Source organism: Mesorhizobium sp. M1322, from assembly GCF_040318085.1.
In the GTDB taxonomy this organism is placed as follows: Bacteria; Pseudomonadota; Alphaproteobacteria; order Rhizobiales; family Rhizobiaceae; genus Mesorhizobium.
The window spans coordinates 12,957-34,552 of sequence record NZ_JAMYLP010000032.1 but is presented as its reverse complement, the minus strand read 5'-3'; the positions used below and the strand labels follow the sequence as shown (position 1 = coordinate 34,552).

Genomic DNA, 21,596 nt, shown 5'->3' with positions numbered 1-21,596 from the left:
ATATGGCCGACATATGACAGACAAATGACGATGGATGGTCGAAAATCGTCGCTGGATGCGGACTGCAACGGTTCGTATCCGACTGTAGGCCAAGACGGGTCAGTTTATGCCAAACGACCTAGTCCAGCTTGAATGTGAAAGGCGCCGCAACGGATGTACCCGCTTTTTCCGGCGGCGGCGCTGGCACTTTGGCACCCTGTAAGGCGTCGAGCGCCGCGCGATCGAGGTCCGGATAGCCGGAGGAACGAGCCAGCCGGGCGGATAGAACGCGGCCGGATCCGTCGACCGTAAAGGTCACTCGTGGACTACCTTCCTCGCGCCGGGCCTTCGCGGCTCTCGGATAACGCGTGTGTCGCCTGATCCACGCATGCAACTGCGAGTTCCACTTGGACGAGCTCACACCGGATCTCGAAGCCGATGCTTTGGCCGATTTCGGTGCGGCCGCCTTGGCTGCGGGTTTCGCAGCGAGACTGGCCGTCGTCCGCGGCGGTGCGGCTTTCTCCTTTTTCGGACGCTGTCTGGCCTCTCTGACCGGCTTCTTGGTCTTGACCTCAGCCGGCTCCTTTGCCTCAGTCTTTGCCTGCTTCTTTGTGTTGGCCTCGACGGGTGCGTCGACCGGTTTCGGCTGCGGCAGCGGAATGACCACTTCCGGCGTGACGGCCTCGGCAATATCAGGCACGACCTCCTCGAGCGGCGGTTGGTCGACCCGTTCCGCCACGGTTGGCGGGGTGGGCTCGACTGTGTCGGCCCGGGCGGCTTCCGACGGCTCGGTGACCGGCTCTGCCCGCTCGACGTGCGGTTCGGGCGGAGGCTCCGTTTCGGTTACGTCTGGCTCCTCGGCCGGATCCGGCTGATCGGGCGCTATCTCATCCGGCAGCGGCGCCGGCTCGGCCGGCGTGAACGCCATCGGCGACAGCTCGATCACCTGCGCCTGCGGCGGCCCGCCATCGGGCTCGGCCGGGCGCCAGCTCTGCATCGCATAGCCGATCGCGGCATGCGCCACCAGAACCAGCGCCGCCGCGCCCGCCCACCAGGCAATCTCACGCACGCCGAAACGCCGCTGATCGGCCATCGGCAGGGCGGCCGCCGGCGACATTATTGGCCCGTCCCGACTTGCGGCGCCGCGGCATCGCCGGGCGCGGTCTCGAGGCCGACCAGCGCGATCTTCAGATAACTGGCGCCGCGCAAAAGGTTCATCACCTCCATCAGATCGCCATAGCCGACCGCCTTGTCGGCGCGCAGGAAGATGCGCGTTTGCCTGTCGCCTTTTGTCCTGCCGACGAGCGCGGCGGCGAAAGCTGCGCGCGGTATCGCGTCGTTGTCGATCGCCAGGCTCAGATCGTCTTTCAGCGTCAGGAACAGCGGCGTCTCCGGCCGGGGAGCCGGCGTCGCGGTCGAGCCCGGCAGGTCGACATTGACGTCCACCGTCGCCAGCGGTGCCGCAACCATGAAGATGATCAGCAGAACCAGGATCACATCGATGAACGGCGTGACGTTGATCTCGTGGTTTTCCTCGATATCAACGTCGATGTTCTCTCGAATTCTAGCCGCCATGGCGTCGCTCCGTGTTCATTCCGCGGCCATCTGCTTTGCCGGCGCGACCGTGCGGAAATCCAGATCCCGGCTGACCAGCCGTTCGACCCCTGCCGACGCGTCGGCGAGGATCTGCCTGTAGCCGGCTATCGATCGCGCGAAGACGTTGTAGATGACCACAGCCGGGATCGCGGCGACAAGGCCCATCGCGGTGGCCAGCAAGGCTTCCGCAATGCCTGGGGCGACGACAGCGAGATTGGTGGTCTGTGCCTGCGAGATGCCGATGAAGGCGTTCATGATGCCCCAGACCGTGCCGAAAAGGCCGACAAACGGGGCGGTCGAGCCGATCGTCGCCAGCACGCCGGTGCCGCGCGACATGCGCCGCGCCGCCGCCGCCTCGATGCGCGACAGGCGCGAAGTGACCCGTTCCTTCAGCCCGTCGCCGGACACATGGTCGAGCGAGCCGGCCGAAAGCGCGGTCTCTTCCTCCGCTGCCCGCACCAGCAGCGCGCCAGGACCGCTATCGTGGCCAAGCGCGCGCCCGGCCTGGCTCAGCGTCGCGGCATTACCGATCGCTTGTGCCGCGCGGCGGGCGCGCAGCTTGCCGCCAAGGATCTCCAGCGATTTGGCCAGCCATATCGTCCAGGTGACGATGGACGCAAAGGCCAGCCCGATCATCACCGCTTTCATGACGATGTCGGCCGCCATGAACATGCCCCATGGCGACAGGTCACGCGGCAGGGTCAGAGACGTCGCCGTCGAAGGACCAGTCTCGATAGGCGTGGTCTCGGCGGGCGCGGTCACGCCTCGCTGCATCGCGGGGGGCACGGCGGCATCTGGCGCAACCGCCCCAGGCGCCGGAGCCGGCGCCTCGATTGCCGGGGTTGCGCCAGGTTGCTCCTGGGCGGCTACGCCCGGATGCTCCTGGGCGGCTACGCCGCCGGCCGACAGGATGGCGGATGCGAGCAACGCCGCGAACAAACCATGTCTGGACAAGGGCTTCTTCCTTATTCTCACAGTCGCCTCATTGCACATAGCCGATGGGCTGCCCGGTGACGGGATGCGCAAACACGCCCATCTCGACACCGAAAATTCCTTTGAGCACGTCGCCGACGCCCGGTTGACTATGAAACATGAGTTTACGAGTCAACAATGAAGATGGCTGATTGAGTCACAAAATGTCGTGACGCCGGATCCGCGTCGAAATTCGAAAGGGGGAGCGCGCCGAGATGGTGACTGGTTTGGTCGCGGAAGAATTCGCGACGAAATGATTCCGCGCCGAAACCTGCTGATCGCGGCAATGTCGTTGCCGGTGCTGCTTGGCGGCCACGCGTCGCGCAGGAGGGCGACCACCACTCTCGATCCGATCAACATTAGGGAACGGGTAGAAAGCGCCTTTGGGACGGTCGACGGCGATGTCGCCACCCAGGGCTCACCGGGAGAACCTCCGCGAGATCGAGCTCGGTGCTGGAAGTTTCGACCCGCTATGAAGGAAAAATCGACTTCAGCGGGGCTGTCAACGCCGACAAGTCGCTGCTATTCCGCCGGCACGTGCTTCCCGGATCGGGCGAGACGCAAACGCCCCGGGCTGAGGGACATCCGCCTCGCGGCGCGCCAGAGAGTTGCGCATCAGCGCGATCGTTTCACAACCCGCCGTTGCGATCTCGCGCGGCCTGTCGATGCCGACGACCATGAATTCCTCGATTCCCAAGGCCGTGTAAGGAAACAATGACAACGCAATCTGCGCCGGCGGCCCGGCAATTTCGACCGCCTTCTGGCAGGCAGCGTTGTCCGCCGGACGGACCCGGACGGGAAGCGCGAAACGCAGCTTGCCGGCCCGGCCGTGTTCCGCGGCGGCACTGCGCACCCGCTCCATCAGCTGCCGGATCTCGTCGAGCGAACCCGGCGCCAGTTCGAAGACATCGGCATGCCGCCCGGCGACCCTGAGCGCCGTTCCGGACTGCCCGCCCATGCGGATGGTCATGTCGGCGCCATGGGGTCCCTTGCGCGGCACATAGCCGCCTTTGACGCTATAGAAGGCGCCTTCATGATCGAACGGTCTGTTGTTCGACCACAACCGCTTCAGCAGCACCAAATATTCGTCGATCCGCTGCCAGATGAGCGTGTGGCCGACCGGACGTGCCTCGGCATCGTCGTCGTTCAGCGGCTCGCTGAGCATCCTGAGCGACAGCCGACCGCCACCTTTTGCGTCGAGGCCCGCCAATTGCCGTGCCGCCACCGTCGGCTCGATCACACCGGCCCAGTGCGTGAGAACGACCTCGAGTGAGGACGTGCGGTCCAGCGCCCGGGCGGCAATATCCATATTGGTCAGCAGCCCGGCCGGATCGTCGACGACGATCTTCTGAAAACCGATGTCCTCGATCAGCGCCAGCTTTGTCGCGGTTTCCGCGAAATCGTAGAAAAACGGCAGGGTTGAATCGGCAGGGTGAGTTTTACCGGGAACATGCGTGAACTCGATCGGCATCGCCATCTCCTCCATCACGTTGGGGTCAAGGGGGGCGTGCGCAAAAGCACACCCGGCATTCGGTTCATTCAACTCCGATATTACGAAACGGCAGATCGCTATCCCTGTAAGTCAGGAACCGATCACTCCGGGCTCCAGGATCAGGGGATAAGGCCCACAACGACTGCCCCGGTGAACACGAACGCAAGGGCAAAGACGAGATAGGCAAAGGCGCCCGCATAGGCTGGCCGCCAAGTCTGCTCAGAACCGAGCCTTTGGCCTTTGCGGGCAGTGTGGGCGTTCTGGAAATAGGACATATCGACCTCCGTCTCGCCGGTTAATCTAGTAAATCAGTAGACTTTGTCGAGTGCTATTTTCCAGCGATCCATAGAATGTTTTTCTCCAATCGGATGACAAATTGGTTTGTTTGCTGCTTCGCGCGGGCACTTCCGAGCGCCGATCGGCCCGACGGCAAAACGCCAGGTCGTGCGGGCGGAGGGGCAGGGACTGGGCGGAGCGGCCGCCTAGTTGGCGGGCGGCCTGTAAGCTTCCAGGCCGAACAGCATCAGCACGAGCGATACCAGGAAGAACCCGACCGCCACGCCGAGCGCGATCTGGGCGTAGAGTTTATAAACGTCGCCCAGGATGGTGCCGAACACCCGCCGCGCCGGGCCATCGGCTGGACGCGATTTCTCATCGAGGTAGAGCCAGACTTCCGTGTGCTTGGGATTCTTGCTGCCTGCGGTCGTGGCTTTCCACATCAGTGCCAGAACCATGGTCAGCGAGTCCGAGCGCTCGTCCTATGCCGTCCTTCTTGTCTTCCGGTGATGAAGTGGCGTTACGATCGCGCTGCGTCATTTGCGGCCACGCCGCGGTAAGAGCGGGGTGCGCTAGGCACGACTGAAACGTCGAGAGCAATTATCCAATAAATGTGCTGCAGCACGGGACTGGAGTTCATTGCGGCAACCTCTACCGCCGCTTCAACTCCGCAATCGGCTGCTTGTTCCCGCGTTCAGCAGATGGAACCCCATCCGCTTTCGGCGCCTTATCGAGATCAGATGGGAGCGGAGGTAATCTGTCCACGCCGCTATGACGTGATCGCCGAGGGCCTGCAGCATCTCGTTCTTGAAATCGACTTCGTACCCGGCTGCCCAACACAGCCCTGACTCAGCAGAGAAGTGGAAAACCCGGCGCGGTTTCCCGCAGCCGGGTTTCTTGTCGAGACCGGTCGTTACTGCTTGGCGTGCAGATCGGTGCCGAGCGTGTCCTTAACAAAGAGCATTCCGATTACCAGCGACATGGCCGATATCGCGATCGGGTACCAGAGGCCGTAGTAGATATCGCCGGCCGCCGCACTCATCGCGAACACCGTCGCGGGTAGGAGCCCGCCGAACCAGCCATTGCCGATGTGATAGGGCAGTGACATGCCGGTGTAGCGGATGCGGGTCGGGAACATCTCGACCAAGATCGCCGCGATTGGCCCGTAGACCATCGTCACGTATATGACGAGGACGAAGAGGATTGCGATGATTGCCGTCCAGTTAACCGCGGCCGGATCGGCGACCATCTTGAACGCGCCCGCGCCGGGAACGCTGTAGACTGCGACTTCGGTTGCGCCTGCGGCTTCCTCGGCGGTGATCAGCTTGTCCTTAATAGCCTGTTCGACCGGGACCATCGCCTTGTCGCCGGCACGGATTGCCGCTGCGTCAAGGTTGAGGCGCGGATTGGCGGCCACCAAGGCGTCCAGTTTCGAGTCCACGACCTTCGCCGGCTCGCGGACCAGCGGGTAGCCCGCATCCTGCAAGGCCAAGTTAATGGCCTTTGCAAGCGCCGCATCCTTGGCCTTGGCTTCGTCGCCGGCGGCGATCGCGTCGAAGGATTCGATCTTGGTTTCGCCGATTTGGATCGTAGCAGCCGTTCCTGCCGGCGCGGTGCTGACTACGTCGTAGGGTACGGAGTTCTTGGTCAGGAAGGCGGTGGCGATATCGCAGGAGGTCGTGAACTTCGCCGTACCCGTGGGGTTGAACTGGAACCGGCAGTCACCGGGCGCAGCCGTGACCGTGGCACGCACGTTTTCCTGGGCGGTGGCGAGCGCAGGGTTAGCCGCCCAGGTCAGCGCCTTGAACAGCGGGAAGTAGGTAACGATTGCGAGCGCAAGCCCGGCCATGATGATCGGCTTGCGACCAATTTTGTCTGACAGCCAGCCGAACAGGACGAAGCCGCCGGTGCCGAGGGCTAGCGAGATGGCGATCATGATGTTGACGGCCTGCGCGTCGACCTTGAGCACGTTCTGCAGGAAGAACAGCGCGTAGAACTGGCCCGAATACCACACGACGGCCTGGCCGGCGGTCAGGCCGAACAGAGCGAGCAGCGCGATCTTGGCGTTCTTCCACTGGCCGAAGGCTTCAGTCAGCGGCGCCTTGGAGCCCTTGCCCTCGTCCTTCATGCGCTGGAAGGTCGGCGATTCATTGAGCGAAAGCCGGATCCAGACAGATATGCCTAGGAGGACGAAGGACAGCAGGAACGGCACGCGCCAGCCCCACGCGGCGAAGGCCTCCTTGCCGAGATAAGTCTGGACGGCGAGGATGATGACTAGCGACAGGAACAGGCCGAGCGTCGCCGTGGTCTGGATCCACGAGGTGTAGTAGCCGCGGCGGTCATCTGGCGCGTGTTCGGCCACATAGGTCGCAGCACCGCCATATTCGCCGCCGAGCGCCAGGCCCTGCAGCATGCGCAAGCCTATCAGGATGATCGGCGCGGCAATGCCGATCGTCGCCGATCCGGGTAGCAGGCCGACGAAGAACGTCGAAAGGCCCATGATCAGGATGGTGATTAGGAAAGTATATTTGCGGCCGACGAGATCTCCGATGCGGCCGAACACCAGCGCGCCGAAAGGACGCACCAGAAAGCCCGCGGCGAAGGCGAGCAGCGCGAAAATGTTGCGGGTGGCTTCCGGATACTGGCTGAAGAAAGCCGCGCCGATGAAGGCGGCCAGCGATCCGTAGAGATAGAAATCATACCACTCGAATACGGTGCCAAGCGAGGAAGCGAAGATGACCTTCTTTTCCTCTCTCGACATGCCGCGTCGCTTATCGCCCGCGGTTGCTGCGATAGCCATTGCATTTCCTCCCTTTGCCGAGCAAGTCTTGAAGAGAATGGCGTTCTCACTTGAATCGCCACGCTCGGCCTCAATAAATGGCAGAAATGCCTCCGCGAGGGCAGAGGTGCTTTGGTTCTATGACTTTAGTCTAATGCGGCGATTGGTTCGCAACATCTCCGGCGGAATGCATTTGACCCGCACACACGGGGACTGCCAACGCAATAAACCCGCACGTACGAGATTTCTGATGCAATATACCGAAGTTTTTCTGTCGCAAATATCCGACCCGTTCCGGATCGGTTTGCTTGTGGTGCTTGTGATAACCGCGTTCAATACGGCTGCCCAGACGGGCTTTGTGCTGCCGCTTCTACTGGGGACCATTTTTGTCGCCATTCTGGTCCCCGCGGCAATGGGGGACGATCGCAGCGACCTGATCGTCCCAACGGCGGTTGGGCTGTTTTCGAACGTCCTGATCCTGGCAGTTGTCCTGGCTATAAGGCTGATATTCCTGCGCCTGAGAGGTTCCGATCCCCACCGTTGATCTGGAACGCATCGACTTTAAGCGGGCCAACTCGGCTGGTGCGGTCGCGGGCATGATCGCGGGCTTCGGCAACCACATACCGAATTTCATCCTCGCCGCGGTGATGTATACGCTGATGGGGCGTCTCCTGCTCGGTCTCTTCGTGCCCGAAAGCTGGGACAACTACATCTGGCGCTTCTTCAAGACTGTCACGGACCCGTTCCTGCGGATCGTGCGGACCATCACGCCGTCGATCCTGACCCAGCCGGTGCTGATCGTCTTCAGCGTGCTCTGGCTTATGGCCTTGCGCGTGTTCTATCTCGTCTTGCTGATCAATTTTGGCATTGCGCCGATGGCTTCACAGGGGGGTTGAGGCAATGGACAGAAACGCTCTTGTGCCGGTCATGGCGGTCGCCATCGTCAACGGTATCTTTTCGCCGTGGGTGCTGATGGTGTTCCTGTTCTATCCTGTCTGGTATCCGGGCTGGGCGCCTCCCTTAACCCAGATCGTTTACATGGCAAGTGCGCTGATCCTGTCGACGATGACCATCATGCTCGCCGGCGTCCCGGCCGCGCTCTATGAGCGCTGGTCGGCGCGCCCCAGAAGCATCGTCGTCTCGTCCATCTGGCTTGCCGGCACGGTTTTGTTGACGCTGCCGGCGCTGCCGAATGTAATCCGGGCGCTCAGCGGCGGCTGAGAATTCCCTCCCCAGCCTGTCAGCGTTCTTCCCGGCGAAACGGCTTGAGCAGCGCCGATGGAGCGACGGCGTTGCGCGACATCACCGCCATGGCGACGATGGTGAAGATGAAGGGCAGCATCAGGAACGCCTCATAGGGGATGTGGCCGAGCCCGCTCGCCTGCATGCGCAGTTGCAAGGCATCGACGAAGGCGAACAGCAATGCAGCTCCCGCCGAACGCCAGGGATCCCAACGGCCGAAGACGACGAGCGCGATCGCCACCCAGCCACGCCCGGAGACAAGGCCGAAGGTGAAGGCGTTGAACTGCACCATCGACAGGAAAGCCCCGGCCAGCCCCATCAGCGCGCCGCCGAGGATCACCGCCTGGAACCGCGTGGCGATGACGCCGACGCCGGCCGAATCGGCGGCGCGCGGATTTTCGCCGACCATGCGCACCGACAGGCCCCACGGCGTCCGGTAGAGCACGAAGGCGGCCAGGGGGATGGCTGCCATCGCCATGTAAACCAGCGAAAACTGGTTGAACACCGCCGGTCCGAGCACCGGGATGTCGGAGAGAACAGGGATCGGCAGCGTTTCGAAACTCTTGATGCTGGGCGGCACCGATTGCTGGCCGAAGATCAGCCGGTAAAGGAAATAGGCGAGGCCCGACGAGAACAGCGTCACGCCGATGCCGCAGACATGCTGGCTGAGGCCGAGCGCCACCGTAAACAGCGCATGCACAGCACCCATCAGCGCACCGGTGACAACTGCCGCAAGCACGCCGAGCCACAGGCTGCCGCTGAGGCTGGTCGCGGTGAAGCCGGTCATCGCCGACAACAGCATGATGCCTTCGATGCCGAGATTGAGCACACCGGCGCGCTCGGAGAACATCTCGCCCAGCGTTGCGAAAGCCAGCGGCGTGGCAATGCGGATGATCGCGGCGAGGAAGCCGACCTGGAAGATCTGTTCGAGCACTACGTTCATTTGGCTGTCCCCACGCGGCGGATGCGGTAGGCGGTGAACAGCAGCGCCACCAGCATGGCGAGCAGCGCGGTTCCCTGGATGACGTCGCTGAGGAAGGCCGGAACGCCGGTGGCCCGCGACATCGCCTCGGCGCCAGTCATGACCGCGGCGAGGAAGAGCGCCGCCGGCACCACACCAAGCGGGTTGAGCCTCGCCAGCATGGCGACGACGATGCCGGAATAGCCATAGCCCGGCGAGATGTCGCTCATCACCTGGAAATGCACGCCGCCGACCTCGCCGACGCCGGCAAGCCCGGCCAGCGCGCCGGACAGCAGCGCCGTCGAGATCAGCACCCGCTCGACATGGATGCCGCCATAGCGCGCGGCCTCGGGATTCTCGCCGATGACCCTGATCCTGAAGCCGAGCGTGGTGCGCGCGATCAGGAACCAGATCAACGGCGCGGCGATCAGCGCTGCCACCACACCGAGATGCAGCCGCATGCCTTCGAACAGCACCGGGAAGTTCGCCGTGTCTTCGATCGGCGGCGAAATCGGATAGCCGCTGAAACTGTCTTTCCACGGGCCTTCGATCAGCGCCATTAGGGCGTAGAAGATGACCGAGTTGAGCAGCAGCGAGCTGACCACGTCGTCGACCCTAAATTCTACGCGCAGCGTCGCCGGCACTAGGGCGACTGCCGCACCGGCAGCCGCACCCGCCAAGGCCATCAGCAGCATGGCGAGCGGCCCCGGCATCGGGATGGCGCCGACGGCGCAGCTTGCCACCGCGCCGGCCAGCAACTGCCCCTCGGCGCCGATATTCCAGAATTTGGCGCGGAAAGCGACCGCCACGGCAAGCCCGGTAAAGATCATCGGAGCAGCACGCACCAGCGTCTCCGTAATCGCATAGCTGTCGCCGAGCGACGCCGAGAACATCACGCCATAGGCTTCGATGACGCCGGCACCGGCCAGCGCGATGAGGCCGCTGCACAGCACCAGCGTTGCTCCGATCGCCAGCAGCGGCAAAGCGAGATTGAACCAGCCTGGCGTGCTGGTGCGGGCTTCGAGGCGAAACATCAACTATGACCCTCCGCCCCGGTCATCATCAGGCCGAGCCGCGCAATGGTGGCGTCGGCGCTGTCGAGCGTGCCGACGATGCGTCCCTCATACATCACGGCGATGCGGTCGCAGAGCATGAGCAGCTCTTCGAGATCTTCGCCGATGACGACGATGCCGCAGCCCCTGGCACGCATGTCGAGGAACTTTTCGTGGATAAAGCGCGCCGCACCGATGTCGAGACCGCGCGTCGGCTGCGACACGATCAGCACCTTTGGGTCGAAGGCGAGTTCGCGCGCCAGCAGCGCCTTTTGCAGATTGCCACCAGACAGCGCTCCGGCTCGCGTCATCGGCCCGGGGCAGCGTATGTCATAGGCCTTGATCTGCGCTTCGGCGAAGGCGCGGATCGCGTCTGGCCTGAGCAGGCCGTTGCGGCTGAACGCATCCGTGCCGATGCGCGGCAGCACCATCGAGTCTGCGAGCGGCAGATTGGTGACCAGCCCGGTCGTCATCCGGTCTTCCGGTATACGCCCGAGACCGAGCGCCTGCACCTCGCGCGGCGAGAACCGCGAGACAATTTTGCCGGCTATCGTCATCTGGCCGGCATCGGGCACGCGAACGCCGGAGATCACCTCGGCAAGCGCCCGCTGGCCATTGCCTGCGACACCGGCAATGCCGAGGATCTCGCCGGCACGCACGAAGAGCGACACGTCGCGCAGCGCCATGCCGGAATGCCGCGACGTCGAGATGCCGTCGAGGGTCAGGACCGCGGCACCCGGCGTCGATGGTCCCCTGGCCGGCGGAACGATCTCGTGGCCGCACATCAGCCGCGCCATCTCCGAGGATGTCGTGCTTGCGGGGGTATCGACGCGCCCGGTCACGCGGCCATGCCGCAGCACCACGCAGCGATGGGTCAGCGCGCGCACCTCGTTGAGCTTGTGCGAGATGAAGATGATGCCGAGACCCTGGGCCGCCATCGACCGCAGCGCCGAAAACAGCCCGTCGACCTCGGTTGGCGCCAGCACCGCCGTCGGCTCGTCGAGGATCAGCAGCCTTGCGCCGCGAAACAGCGCCTTGACGATTTCGAGCCGCTGCTGCTCGCCTATCGACAATGCCGAGACGGGAAGGTCCGGATCAAGCGTGAGCCCATGCTGGCGGCCGATCTCGTTGAGCCGCGCCCGCCCGCCGGCGCGATCGATCCGGCCTGTCTTTCCGGGAATACCTATCAGCAGGTTTTCCAGCACCGAAAGCCGCGGTGCGAGATGGAAATGCTGGTGCACCATGCCGATGCCTGCGGCAAGCGCATCGGCCGAACTGTTGATCGTCACTGGCCTGCCCTGGACCAGGATCTCGCCGGCATCCGGCGCATAGGCGCCGAACAGCACGTTCATCAGCGTCGTCTTGCCGGCGCCGTTTTCACCGAGCAGCCCCAGAATTTCGCCCGGCGCAACGCTGAGATCGACGGCTTCGTTCGCCTTGACGGCGCCGAAGCTCTTGGAGATGCCGCGCATTTCGATGAGAGGGGCAGGCAAGATGAGGCTCCCGGTGAGAGATGGCGCGGATACCCCTCCCCCTCGAGTGGAGGGTGCCGAGCGAAGCGAGGCGGGAGGGGTCACCTCAACCGCCTCGACCATTAGACCGATAAGGATGGAGCGCGTCACAGCAGACCCCACCCGGCCCTTCGGGCCACCCTCCTCTCAAGGGGGAGGGATAGGCCGTTCTAATCCGAGACCGGCGTGTCCTCGTCGACGTTGACGCGGAAATTGCCGTCGAGGATCTCGGCCTTTTTCTTCTCGACCAGCTCCTTGACGTCGGCGGGCAGCGTCTTGTCGAATTTGTGATACGGCGCCAGAAAGGAACCGCCCTTGGCCATGCGCGAGAAATCGCCGTAATCCTGCGCGGTGAAGACGCCGGCCTTGACCAGCTTGATCGCGTGCTCGACCGTCGGATACATGTCCCAGACCGGGCCGGTGATCACCGTGTCGGGGCCGAGGTTGGACTGGTCGGACATGTTGGAGATGGCGAGGATCTTCCTCTCGACCGCCGCTTCGATGACGCCGAAACGTTCGGCATAGATCACGTCGACGCCGGCGTCGATCTGGGCGATAGCCGCTTCCTTGGCCTTTGGCGGGTCGAAGAACGAGCCGATGAAAGCGACCTTCCTCTTGATGTCAGGATTGACCTCCCGGGCGCCGGCGAAGAAGGCATTGACCAGCCGGTTCACTTCCGGAATGCCCATCGCCGCGACGGCGCCGATCGTGCCTGATTTCGACATCTTTCCGGCGATCAGGCCGGAGAGATAAGCCGGCTCGTGGATCCAGTTGTCGAAGACCGCGAAATTCGGCTCAGCCGGCCCGGCGCCGGAGCCGAACAGGAACGCGACCTTCGGAAATTGCTTGGCCGTGCGGCGGGATTCGCGCTCGGCCGCAAAAGCGTCGCCGAGAACCAACTCATAGCCGCCTTGCGCGTATTCGCGCATGACACGGCTGAAATCGGCCGTCTGCACCTTCTCCGACCATTTGTACTCGATGCCGAGTTCCTTCTCGGCCCTCTGCAGGGCGACATGGATCTGGTGGACCCATGGCTCCTCGGTCGGCGTGGCGAAGATCGCCGCCACCTTCAGCTTCTTGTCCTGCGCCAAGGCACTGCCCGGCAGCATGGCTGCCGCCAGGCCAAGCGCTCCGAGTTCCAGCACGTTGCGTCGCGAAAGCCCTTCGCGTTTCGATTGCATTTTGCTCTTCCCATTTTCCATTGCATGCCCCTCTGATTGGCGCCGTGTCGAGCCGGCTGTTTCTTTGAATTATCAGCGAGAACTATGGAACGGCGTCCGACCTTTGTCCACATGGTCAAATTTGCCGGGGCTGCAGCTGGCCGGCGCTTGATCGTGTTTACTGCCTCTCTAGCGCCACCGCGATGCCCTGGCCGACGCCGATGCACATGGTGGCGAGCGCATAGCGGCCGCCGCGTTCGCGAAGTTCCAGCGCCGCGGTGCCGGTAATGCGCGCACCCGACATGCCGAGCGGATGGCCGAGCGCGATGGCGCCGCCATTCGGGTTGACGTGCTCCGCGTCCTCGGCGATGCCAAGCTGGCGAAGCACGGCGATGGCTTGGGAGGCGAAGGCTTCATTGAGCTCGATGACGTCGAAATCTGCCGGCTTCAGACCGAGCCGGGCACACAGCTTCTTGGTGGCCGGCACCGGGCCGATGCCCATGATGCGCGGCGCCACGCCGGCCGCCGCTCCTCCAAGAATGCGGGCGATCGGCGTCAGCCCGTATTTCTTCACCGCGGCTTCCGAGGCGACGATCAGCGCCGCTGCACCGTCGTTGACGCCCGACGCATTGCCGGCCGTGACCGTGCCGCCTTGCCGGAAAGGCGTCGGCAATTTCGCCAGCGCCTCGATCGTCGTACCTGCGCGTGGATGCTCGTCCTTCAAGACGATGACCGCGTCGCCCTTGCGCTGCGGGATCGTCACCGGAGTGATTTCCTTCGACAGCCGGCCATTGGCCTGCGCGGCCACCGCCTTGTCCTGGCTCCGCACGGCAAAGGCATCCTGCTCCGCGCGGGAGATGGCGAACTCTTCGGCGACGTTCTCGCCGGTCTCCGGCATCGAGTCGATGCCGTACTGCTTCTTCATCAGCGGGTTGACGAAGCGCCAGCCGATGGTGGTGTCATAGATCTCGGCATTGCGCGAAAACGCCGTCTCCGCCTTGGGCATGACGAACGGCGCGCGCGACATCGATTCGACGCCGCCTGATATCATCAGCTCCGCCTCGCCTGATTTGATGGCGCGCGCGGCGATGATCACGGCGTCCATGCCGGAACCGCAGAGGCGATTGACGGTCGAGCCGGAAATCTCTTTCGGCAGTCCGGCGAGCAGTAGCGCCATGCGCGCGACATTGCGGTTGTCCTCGCCGGCCTGGTTGGCGCAGCCATAGACGACGTCATCGACCGCGGCCCAATCTATGCCGGGATTGCGTTCGACCAGCGCCCTTAGAGGTATCGCGCCAAGATCGTCGGCGCGGACCGACGCCAACTGCCCACCGAAGCGTCCGATCGGCGTGCGGATGTAGTCGCAGATAAAGGCCTCGGCCATCTATGCAGCTTTCTCTCTTGCGTTTCCCCGGTGCGGGCCCACTTGCCGATCCTCAACGCTTGACGCGGTCGCGCATCGCATACCAGAGCATGCCGAGCACATAGAGCGGACCGCGCAGCGCCGTGCCGCCGGGAAACGGCATTGGCCTCAGCGTCGAAAACAGATCGAGCCGCGAAGTATCGCCGGTGATCGCCTCGGCGAGCAGCTTTCCTGACAGCGTCGACAGGATCACGCCCTTGCCGGAATAGCCGTGCGCAAAATAGACCTCGCCATAGTGGCCGACATCCGGCAGGCGCGATGTCGTCACCGAGACCAGCCCGCCCCATGCATGATCGATGCGGCGGCCGCGCAATTGCGGAAAGGTCTTTTCCATATGCGGCCGCACGAAGCCGGCAATGTCTGCGGGCGGCGACGGCGTGTAGCGCTCGCCGCCGCCGAACAGCAGGCGGCCGTCCGCCGATAGCCGGTAGTAGTTGACCACGAAGCGGGTGTCGGAAACGGCCACATTGCTTGGGATGACATCGCTCGTGTCGCCCAGCGGCTCGGTGGCGACGATGTAGTTGCCAACCGGCATGATCCGGCTGTTGACGCGCGGCTCGAGCCCCTGGAGCAGCGCGTCGCCCGCCAGCACGACGTGCCTGGCCCGGACCGAGCCCTTGGCCGTCGCCACCCTAATGGCAGGTTCCCGCTCCAGCTGCAGCGCCACCGAATTTTCGTGGATGGTGACGCCCGCCGCTGCAGCTGCGCGTGCAAAACCAAGCGTATAATTCAGCGGATGCATATGGCCGCCGAGTTTTTCGTACATCGCGCCGTGATAGGGCGTGTTCACCATTCCACGCGCCTGCGCGGCCGACAGCATCTCGACATCATGAAAATTCATTACGCTGGCAAGGCACTCCGCCTCTTCCTCGAGGTCGCGCAGGTCGGAGCCGTTGACCGCACCGGCCAGGTGGCCGGTCAGCCTGAGGTCGCAATCGATGGCGTGACGCTCGATCAGGTCGAGCACCAGCCTGCGCGCCTCGAAGGCGAGATCGAAAAGCGCCCGCGCCCGTTCCGGCCCATAAAGCCTTACCAGACCCTTGGCGCCCTTGCGCAGGCCGGGGATGATCTGGCCGCCATTGCGCCCCGATGCCCCCCAGCCGATCTTGCCGCCCTCCAAGAGCACGACCTTCAGCCCGCGCTCGGCAGCGTGAAGGGCTGCTGACAGGCCGGTACAGCCGCCGCCGACCACCACCAGATCGGCGTCGATATCGCCCTGCAGCGCCGGATGATCCGGCGCCGGATTGGCCGTTGCGACATAATAGGATTTGCCGATATCGAGGCCGGAGTTGAACACGCCAGAATTGAAGCCATCACTAAACCTTGAGCAGCAGATGGTCGCGTTCCCAGCTCGTGACGACGCTCTGGAACAGGTCGAGCTCGACGCTCTTGACGCGCAGATAGGTCTGGAAGAAATCCTCGCCGAGCAACTCCCGAACCGGACTGCACGCGGCGAAACGGTCGAGCGCCTCCTCCATGGTTTTCGGCAGCGTGCTCTTGCTGCGATAGGCGTTGCCCGATGCCTCGGGCGAACGCGAGAGCTTTTCCTCGACGCCGAGATAGCCACAGAGCAGCGAGCCGGCCATCGCCAGATAGGGGTTGGCGTCGGCGCCGGGCAGCCGGTTTTCCACTCGCCGCGCGGCCCGCCCGCCGGCCGGCACGCGCAGGCCGCAGGAGCGATTGTCGTGCGACCACTCGATGTTGGCGGGTGCGCTGTGGTTCGGCCGGATGCGGCGGAACGAATTCACGTTCGGTGCAAACAGCGGCATCACCTCGGGAATGTATTTCTGCAGGCCGCCGATGAAATGCCCGAACATTTCGGTGTCGGCATCGTCGCGCCCGGCGAACAGCGTATTCCCCGCCTCGTCGACGACCGACATGTGGAGATGCATGGAGCTGCCGGCTTGTGTGGCGATCGGCTTGGCCATGAAGGTCGCGTGCATGCCATATTCCTGCGTGGCCTGGCGAGTCATCCGCTTGAACAGCAGCACCTTGTCGGCCAGCGGCAGCGCGTCGCCATGCAGGAAATTGATCTCGAGCTGCGCCGTACCCGATTCATGGATCAGCGTGTCGAGCGGCAGTCCGGCCACCGCAGCATAGTCGTAGAGGCGCCGGATCACCGGCTCGAATTCCTCCAGCGCCGCCATGTCATAGGGGTGCTGTACGGTTTCGGCGCGGCCATTGCGTCCGACCGGCGCTGTCAGCGGCCGATCGGGATCGGGATTGGGCGCGGTCAGGTAGAATTCGAGTTCAGGCGCCACCACCGCCCGCCAGCCGCGCTGGCGATAGAGATCGAGCACGGCCCTCAAGACATGACGCGGCGAGGCCATCCACGGCCGATCGTCCATGTGAAACGCATCGGCGAAGACGTAAGCTTTGCCCGCTCCGGCGCCGGGTGCAAGGCAGAGCGTCGCGACATCCGGCACCATCCGCATATCGGGGTCCTGATAGCCGAAGCCCTCGTCGTTGGAACCGGAATAGCGGCCGTCTATACAGACCAGGAAGGCGCTGCTCGGCAGGTAGAGCGCGCGGTCCTCGAGCGACTTCAGGAACTTGGCCGTCGGCAGGGCCTTGCCGCGCAACACGCCATTCACATCCGGCACCAGGCACTCGACTTCCCTGATCCCCTGCTGCTCCAGCCATCCCTTCGGATCGTCCATTGGGGTCATTTGCGGTACATCCGTCGTGGTGTTGAGCATCAGGTCACGTCCTTACGAGGGCGAGAATGGCTTCGGCGGCGGCGTCCGTTCCCGGCGCCCGTGCCATGGTGGCCGCATTCTCCTTGAGGCGAAAGCGCATTTCGCCGTCGGCCATTAGGCCAAGGATGGCATTTTCCAGTTCGTCGTCGCTCCAGCCATCGCGGCTGAGGTGGCGGCCGACGCCGGTTTCCTCGGCGCGTCGCGCATTGTCATGCCCGTCCCAGCAATAGGGCATGATCAGCGACGGCACGCCGAAACGCAGCGCTTCGCAAAAGCTGTTGTTGCCGCCGTGATGGATAAAGAGGTCGGATTTCGCGACGACCGACGGCTGCGGAAACCAGGCGTCGAGATAGACATTGTCCGGAACCGCGCGGTAGGAGTCGCGTAGACCGCCGGCATTGACGATGAAGCGGGCCGGAAGCCGATCGAACACGGCGAGCATGCGCTCGATCAGGCCGACATCCATGGCGCCCAGGCTGCCGAAGCTGAGATAGACCAGCGGCCCGTCATTGCGCGGAAAGACCGGTACGTCGAACGGCCCTTCCGAACGGACACAACCTTCGAGATAGACGAAGCGGGCCGGGTCGAGCGGCTCGGCGCGTTCTCGCCGCACGATCGTCGGGGTCAGCAGCAGATTGAGGTCGGGCGACGCTTCCAGAAAAAGACCCTTCTGCAAGCGTGCAAGACCGGTGTCGGTCCGAAGCCGGTTGAACCGGTCATGGGCCGGAGCAACCGCTGCCAGGTAGCGCGACTCGAAGGCCGCGCGGCTGGGGTCGTCGGCGGCGAGACCGGACAGATAGGGTGGTACATCGGCGTCGGGAAGCTCGGTTTCGGCGCAGGAGACGACGCGCACCCAGGGGCAGCCGGCGGCGGCTAGCGCCGGAAACATGATGACATTGTCGAGCACCACGGCGTCCGGCTTCAGCCTGGCCAGCAACTGGCGCAGCGGCGCCTCGGCATTGACCGCCGTATCGACGATCGCCTCCCAGGTCGGAGCGACGTAGGTTTCGAGCTGGTCGATCGGGCTCAGCCTGAAATGCGGCAGATGCCGGCGCACGAAAGCCTGCCAGTAGCTCTGGCGTTCGCTGTCGGTCAGCGGCTCGTCGGTTGGCAACTGGTATTCCTGAAAACCATAGTCGGCGAACACGCCGGAAAAGCCGGCGTGACAGATGAACACCGGCCGGGCGCCACGGGCACGCAAGGCCTGCGCGATGCCGACGCAATTGAGCGCGGCGCCAAAGCTCGCTTCGGGAAACAGCGCGATGGTCGGGCTGGCTTTGCGCGTCACTACGGTCCTCGTCAGTCCGGCCGGCTGATCATGCCGAACAATGCGGGGGCCCCGCGGCTGGCCGCCTGCGGTCGCTGGCTACGGGACAATCGCAGATGGACGCGAAGCAGATCGGCTGCAATCTCATACTGCCGGCTTTCCAGTTGGTCGAGTATGGTCAGGTGCTCGCGCAGCGATTGCTTCAGCCGGAAGACGTTGACGCCGGCATAGGTCCCCGGCAGCCGGCGCAGCCTGAGATGGTCGGATAGCGCGTCGGTGACGAAGCGGTTGGCGGCGCCGTCGGCGATCATGCCGTGAAAATCGATGTCCAGCCGCTGGAACTCTCTGATATCGAATGCGGCATCGGGCAGCGCCAGCAGCGCCTCCATGCCCTGGCGCAAGGCCGCCGCACGCGTCCCGTCCAGCCGGAAGCCGGGCGCCAGAATGGCGGCGGGTTCCAGCAAGAGGCGGAACTCATAGCTCTCGCCTTGAGCCTCCGGATCGTCCGGCGCCCGCCTGAACAGCCAGGCCTGACCCGGCGCGCGGTCGAGAAGATTTTCATCTGTCAGTTTCTTTAACGCTTTTAGTACCGTCTTCCGGTCGGCATCATAGCGCCGCATCAGCGCGCCGATGGTCACCGTCTGATCCAGCCGGCGCGCCGACCTGTCGCGCAGGATCATCTCGGCGAGTTCGTCTTCTTCGGCGCTCGGCAGGTCGGCGGCAACGGTTGCCTGGTTGGTGAGGTCAACGGCCAGCCGATAGCCGGATTCAGCTTCCCAGCGCACCACACCTTTTTCGGTGAGCAGGCGCAAAGCGGCCCGCACTGGGGTCCGCGAGACGTTGCAGAGCGATGCGATCTGCTGTTCCGGGAGATGATCACCGGCCTCGAAGCCGCGTTGCCGGGCCACGTCGAGAATGCGCTGAGCGAGATCGAGATGGTTGGTGCGTGGTCGTCTGGCAACGGCTTGCATGGCGATTCTCGTGAACGGGCTTGACCGCTGCGTTTGACCGATCGCCCTTGCGGATGCAATCGGCCGGGTTTCGCGGCGATTTTCCAAATTATGGATTGACGTACTTTTTTCTGCAATAGTACTGTGACGTCAATCGGCAACAAAAAGACCGGGGAACAGGATCGAGCGGCGGCACGGTCGCAAGCGCTGGTCCGACGATTGATTGAATTCGACGATCAACCAGAATGGGAGTCTGTCATGACCGCCACCACCCTGCGGCACCGTTCGTTAAAGACATCCGCGATTGCGCTTGGCATCGCGCTGGCGCTATCCGCGCCGGCGGCCGCCGCCGACCTCGTCATTTCCAACTGGGACGGCTACATGGCGCCGGACGCCATGGATGCCTTCAAAGCAGCGACCGGCGTCTCCGGCGAGGTCGTTGTCCACGCCACCAACGAGGAGATCATGGGCAAGCTCGTCGCCTCCGGCGGCAAGGGCTATGACGTGGTCTTCGTCTCCTCGCCCTTCGCCGAAGTGCTGAACAAGCTCGGCCTGATCGAGACGATCGACCACGCCAAGATCCCCAACCTCGCCAATCTTTATCCCGAGGCGGCGAAGCTGCCGCACGACGCCGGCAACAATTTCTCCGTGCCTTACACCTGGGGCACCACCGGCCTTTGCTACCGCTCGGATCTGGTCAAGACCGAGCCGACCAGCTGGAACGATCTTCTCGCCCCATCCGACGCGCTCAAGGGCAAGACCACCATGCTGGCGACAGACCGCTGGCTGCTTGCCGCCGGTCAGCTCGCCAAGGGCTATTCGGTCAACGAGACCGACCCGGCCAAGCTCACCGAGGTCAAGGACCTGCTGATCTCGGCCAAGAAGACCTTGCTCGCCTATGACGACACCACCTTCTATTCGAAGCTGGTCTCGGGCGAGGCGCTGATGGTGCAGGCATGGGATGGCTGGTGCAATTACGGCATCGCCGAGAAGCCTGAGATCAAATACGTTATCCCCAAGGAAGGTTCGGACCTGTGGGTCGACACGATGGTGGTGATGAAGGCATCGGCCAACAAGGACGCTGCCTTCCAGTTCATCAACTTCATGCTGGACGCCAAGAACCACGCCTGGGCGGCCCAGAACATCGACTACAAGGTGCCGAACAAGCCGGCTATGGAAAGCCTGCCGGCGGATTTTCTCGCCAAGTTCCCGAATATGGGCATGCCCGTGGCCGAGTTGGTTAAGTTCGAGCAGCTGCGCGATGTCGGCGACGCTCAGCGCGACTATTCGAAGATCGTCAGCGAGATCAAGGCCGCGCAGTAACTGCCCGCCCATATCGGTTACTGGAAGCAAGCTTGCGTTCCTTCGCACCCCCCTCCCGCTCCTCCTTGCTGATGGCGCCGGCGCTGGCCTGGCTCACTGCCTTGATGGTGGTGCCATGCGCGCTGGTGCTGGCGCTCGCCTTCTTCCGGCGCGGTATCTATGGCGGCATCGAATACACGTTCACGCTGGAGAATTTCGGGCTGGTGTTCGACCCGCTCTATGCCGGCATCTTCCTCAATTCGGCGCGCATCGCCGGCACCGCCACCCTGATCGCGGTGGTGATCGGCTATGCCGCCGCCTATGCCATCGCGGCAGCACCGCGCCGGCTGCAGCCGGTATTGCTGTTCTTTGCCGTTTTGCCTTTCTGGTCCAACTACCTGATCCGCACCTATGCCTGGATCGTGCTGCTCAACCGTGAAGGTCTGATCACCCAGCTCTTGCGCTGGTTCGGCTACACCGGTGAGCCGCCGTCGATGCTTTATACCGAAGGCGCCGTCATCGCCGGTCTGGTCTACAACTACCTGCCCTTCGTCATCCTCGCCTGCTACGCGCCGCTGTCGCGGCTCAATCCGGAGCTCGCTGAAGCCTCGCGCGACCTCGGCGCTTCGGCCATGACCACATTCCGCCGGGTCATCCTGCCGTTGACCGTACCGGGCATCGCCGCCGGGGCGGTCTTCGTCTTCGTGCTGTCGATCGGCAATTTCGTCACGCCGGCGCTGCTCGGCGGTGGCCGCTTCCAGATGATCGGCAATCTTGTCTACGACCAGTTTCTGACCGCCAACGACTGGCCGTTCGGCGCGGCACTGGCGATGACGCTGATCGCCATCATGCTGCTGGTGCTGACGGCGCAGGCGCTGGCCGCGGATCGCGCCGCGGGCCGTACCGCCGAAGCGAAAGGAGGCGCCGATGTCTGA

Annotated in this window: 21 protein-coding genes; 5 read left to right on the top strand and 16 right to left on the bottom strand. The window is 63.8% G+C overall.

Annotated features, from left to right (window positions below):
* Positions 1-118: 118 nt before the first annotated feature.
* From NKH12_RS14445 to NKH12_RS14415, 7 genes are all read right to left on the bottom strand, one after another.
* Positions 119-1,096: an energy transducer TonB family protein gene (locus NKH12_RS14445; RefSeq protein WP_352953734.1), complete on the bottom strand. Its 978-nt coding sequence runs from the start codon at positions 1,094-1,096 to the stop codon at positions 119-121.
* Complete coding sequence (gene exbD, locus NKH12_RS14440; RefSeq protein WP_352953733.1) at positions 1,096-1,554, bottom strand: TonB system transport protein ExbD; 459 nt, start codon at positions 1,552-1,554, stop codon at positions 1,096-1,098. Before exbD ends, NKH12_RS14445 begins: the two co-directional genes overlap by 1 nt.
* 15 nt (positions 1,555-1,569) lie before the next feature.
* Entirely contained in the window at positions 1,570-2,529 is a 960-nt protein-coding gene (exbB, locus tag NKH12_RS14435) for a tonB-system energizer ExbB (protein WP_352953732.1), read from the bottom strand.
* Positions 2,530-3,049: 520 nt separating this feature from the next.
* A complete protein-coding gene (locus tag NKH12_RS14430) occupies positions 3,050-4,018 on the bottom strand; it encodes an LLM class flavin-dependent oxidoreductase (protein WP_352953731.1) in 969 nt (322 codons plus the stop codon).
* 140 nt (positions 4,019-4,158) lie between these two features.
* Positions 4,159-4,314, bottom strand: coding sequence for a hypothetical protein (locus NKH12_RS14425; protein ID WP_352953730.1), 156 nt, complete (start codon positions 4,312-4,314; stop codon positions 4,159-4,161).
* 207 nt (positions 4,315-4,521) lie between these two features.
* The gene (locus NKH12_RS14420; RefSeq protein WP_352953729.1) at positions 4,522-4,773 is read right to left on the bottom strand and encodes a hypothetical protein; all 252 of its coding nucleotides are present in this window, start codon (positions 4,771-4,773) and stop codon (positions 4,522-4,524) included.
* A gap of 455 nt (positions 4,774-5,228) precedes the next feature.
* The gene (locus NKH12_RS14415; protein WP_352953728.1) at positions 5,229-7,115 is read right to left on the bottom strand and encodes an MFS transporter; all 1,887 of its coding nucleotides are present in this window, start codon (positions 7,113-7,115) and stop codon (positions 5,229-5,231) included.
* Between the two features lie 229 nt (positions 7,116-7,344).
* Between NKH12_RS14415 and NKH12_RS14410 the strand changes: the two genes are divergently transcribed.
* From NKH12_RS14410 to NKH12_RS14400, 3 genes are read left to right on the top strand one after another with little or no spacing between them, the layout of a single operon-like run.
* The gene (locus NKH12_RS14410; RefSeq protein WP_352953727.1) at positions 7,345-7,638 is read left to right on the top strand and encodes a hypothetical protein; all 294 of its coding nucleotides are present in this window, start codon (positions 7,345-7,347) and stop codon (positions 7,636-7,638) included.
* Positions 7,639-7,690: 52 nt separating this feature from the next.
* Positions 7,691-7,990 carry a hypothetical protein gene (locus NKH12_RS14405; RefSeq protein WP_352953726.1) on the top strand — a complete coding sequence of 100 codons (300 nt, stop codon included), beginning with the start codon at positions 7,691-7,693 and terminating at the stop codon, positions 7,988-7,990.
* A 4-nt stretch (positions 7,991-7,994) separates the two neighbouring features.
* Positions 7,995-8,315: a hypothetical protein gene (locus tag NKH12_RS14400; RefSeq protein WP_352953725.1), complete on the top strand. Its 321-nt coding sequence runs from the start codon at positions 7,995-7,997 to the stop codon at positions 8,313-8,315.
* 19 nt (positions 8,316-8,334) lie between these two features.
* On the opposite strand, the gene NKH12_RS14395 is transcribed toward NKH12_RS14400, so the two are convergent.
* From NKH12_RS14395 to NKH12_RS14355, 9 genes are all read right to left on the bottom strand, one after another.
* Positions 8,335-9,279: an ABC transporter permease gene (locus NKH12_RS14395; protein WP_352953724.1), complete on the bottom strand. Its 945-nt coding sequence runs from the start codon at positions 9,277-9,279 to the stop codon at positions 8,335-8,337.
* Complete coding sequence (locus tag NKH12_RS14390) at positions 9,276-10,331, bottom strand: ABC transporter permease (RefSeq protein WP_352953723.1); 1,056 nt, start codon at positions 10,329-10,331, stop codon at positions 9,276-9,278. Before NKH12_RS14390 ends, NKH12_RS14395 begins: the two co-directional genes overlap by 4 nt.
* Positions 10,331-11,842, bottom strand: a complete 1,512-nt coding sequence (locus tag NKH12_RS14385) for an ABC transporter ATP-binding protein (RefSeq protein WP_352953722.1) — start codon at positions 11,840-11,842, stop codon at positions 10,331-10,333. The genes NKH12_RS14390 and NKH12_RS14385 overlap by 1 nt, the downstream gene beginning before the upstream one ends.
* Positions 11,843-12,030: 188 nt before the next feature.
* The gene (locus NKH12_RS14380; RefSeq protein WP_352953721.1) at positions 12,031-13,062 is read right to left on the bottom strand and encodes a BMP family protein; all 1,032 of its coding nucleotides are present in this window, start codon (positions 13,060-13,062) and stop codon (positions 12,031-12,033) included.
* Between the two features lie 136 nt (positions 13,063-13,198).
* A complete protein-coding gene (pcaF, locus tag NKH12_RS14375; RefSeq protein ID WP_352953720.1) occupies positions 13,199-14,404 on the bottom strand; it encodes a 3-oxoadipyl-CoA thiolase in 1,206 nt (401 codons plus the stop codon).
* Positions 14,405-14,456: 52 nt separating this feature from the next.
* The gene (locus tag NKH12_RS14370) at positions 14,457-15,740 is read right to left on the bottom strand and encodes an NAD(P)/FAD-dependent oxidoreductase (RefSeq protein WP_352953719.1); all 1,284 of its coding nucleotides are present in this window, start codon (positions 15,738-15,740) and stop codon (positions 14,457-14,459) included.
* Between the two features lie 19 nt (positions 15,741-15,759).
* On the bottom strand, positions 15,760-17,142 hold the full coding sequence (locus NKH12_RS14365; RefSeq protein WP_352953718.1) for a glutamine synthetase family protein: 1,383 nt from the start codon (positions 17,140-17,142) through the stop codon (positions 15,760-15,762).
* Positions 17,143-17,146: 4 nt separating this feature from the next.
* Positions 17,147-18,430: a glycosyltransferase gene (locus tag NKH12_RS14360; RefSeq protein ID WP_352953717.1), complete on the bottom strand. Its 1,284-nt coding sequence runs from the start codon at positions 18,428-18,430 to the stop codon at positions 17,147-17,149.
* 11 nt (positions 18,431-18,441) lie between these two features.
* Positions 18,442-19,380: a GntR family transcriptional regulator gene (locus NKH12_RS14355; RefSeq protein WP_352953716.1), complete on the bottom strand. Its 939-nt coding sequence runs from the start codon at positions 19,378-19,380 to the stop codon at positions 18,442-18,444.
* A gap of 237 nt (positions 19,381-19,617) precedes the next feature.
* Between NKH12_RS14355 and NKH12_RS14350 the strand changes: the two genes are divergently transcribed.
* Both NKH12_RS14350 and NKH12_RS14345 read left to right on the top strand, forming a co-directional pair.
* Complete coding sequence (locus tag NKH12_RS14350) at positions 19,618-20,682, top strand: polyamine ABC transporter substrate-binding protein (RefSeq protein ID WP_352953715.1); 1,065 nt, start codon at positions 19,618-19,620, stop codon at positions 20,680-20,682.
* A gap of 71 nt (positions 20,683-20,753) precedes the next feature.
* A complete protein-coding gene (locus NKH12_RS14345) occupies positions 20,754-21,596 on the top strand; it encodes an ABC transporter permease (protein ID WP_352953755.1) in 843 nt (280 codons plus the stop codon).

What these genes read in the sequence shown, in the direction of transcription:
- NKH12_RS14345 (WP_352953755.1), top strand. Translation starts at nt 20,754, where the DNA reads ATGGCGCCGGCGCTGGCCTGGCTCACTGCCTTGATGGTGGTGCCATGC.
- NKH12_RS14380 (WP_352953721.1), bottom strand. Translation starts at nt 13,062, where the DNA reads ATGGAAAATGGGAAGAGCAAAATGCAATCGAAACGCGAAGGGCTTTCG.
- exbD (WP_352953733.1), bottom strand. Translation starts at nt 1,554, where the DNA reads ATGGCGGCTAGAATTCGAGAGAACATCGACGTTGATATCGAGGAAAAC.
- NKH12_RS14355 (WP_352953716.1), bottom strand. Translation starts at nt 19,380, where the DNA reads ATGCAAGCCGTTGCCAGACGACCACGCACCAACCATCTCGATCTCGCT.
- pcaF (WP_352953720.1), bottom strand. Translation starts at nt 14,404, where the DNA reads ATGGCCGAGGCCTTTATCTGCGACTACATCCGCACGCCGATCGGACGC.
- NKH12_RS14430 (WP_352953731.1), bottom strand. Translation starts at nt 4,018, where the DNA reads ATGCCGATCGAGTTCACGCATGTTCCCGGTAAAACTCACCCTGCCGAT.
- NKH12_RS14395 (WP_352953724.1), bottom strand. Translation starts at nt 9,279, where the DNA reads ATGAACGTAGTGCTCGAACAGATCTTCCAGGTCGGCTTCCTCGCCGCG.
- NKH12_RS14390 (WP_352953723.1), bottom strand. Translation starts at nt 10,331, where the DNA reads ATGTTTCGCCTCGAAGCCCGCACCAGCACGCCAGGCTGGTTCAATCTC.
- NKH12_RS14415 (WP_352953728.1), bottom strand. Translation starts at nt 7,115, where the DNA reads ATGGCTATCGCAGCAACCGCGGGCGATAAGCGACGCGGCATGTCGAGA.
- NKH12_RS14410 (WP_352953727.1), top strand. Translation starts at nt 7,345, where the DNA reads ATGCAATATACCGAAGTTTTTCTGTCGCAAATATCCGACCCGTTCCGG.
- NKH12_RS14425 (WP_352953730.1), bottom strand. Translation starts at nt 4,314, where the DNA reads ATGTCCTATTTCCAGAACGCCCACACTGCCCGCAAAGGCCAAAGGCTC.
- NKH12_RS14350 (WP_352953715.1), top strand. Translation starts at nt 19,618, where the DNA reads ATGACCGCCACCACCCTGCGGCACCGTTCGTTAAAGACATCCGCGATT.
- NKH12_RS14445 (WP_352953734.1), bottom strand. Translation starts at nt 1,096, where the DNA reads ATGTCGCCGGCGGCCGCCCTGCCGATGGCCGATCAGCGGCGTTTCGGC.
- NKH12_RS14365 (WP_352953718.1), bottom strand. Translation starts at nt 17,142, where the DNA reads ATGCTCAACACCACGACGGATGTACCGCAAATGACCCCAATGGACGAT.
- NKH12_RS14420 (WP_352953729.1), bottom strand. Translation starts at nt 4,773, where the DNA reads ATGGTTCTGGCACTGATGTGGAAAGCCACGACCGCAGGCAGCAAGAAT.
- NKH12_RS14405 (WP_352953726.1), top strand. Translation starts at nt 7,691, where the DNA reads ATGATCGCGGGCTTCGGCAACCACATACCGAATTTCATCCTCGCCGCG.
- NKH12_RS14400 (WP_352953725.1), top strand. Translation starts at nt 7,995, where the DNA reads ATGGACAGAAACGCTCTTGTGCCGGTCATGGCGGTCGCCATCGTCAAC.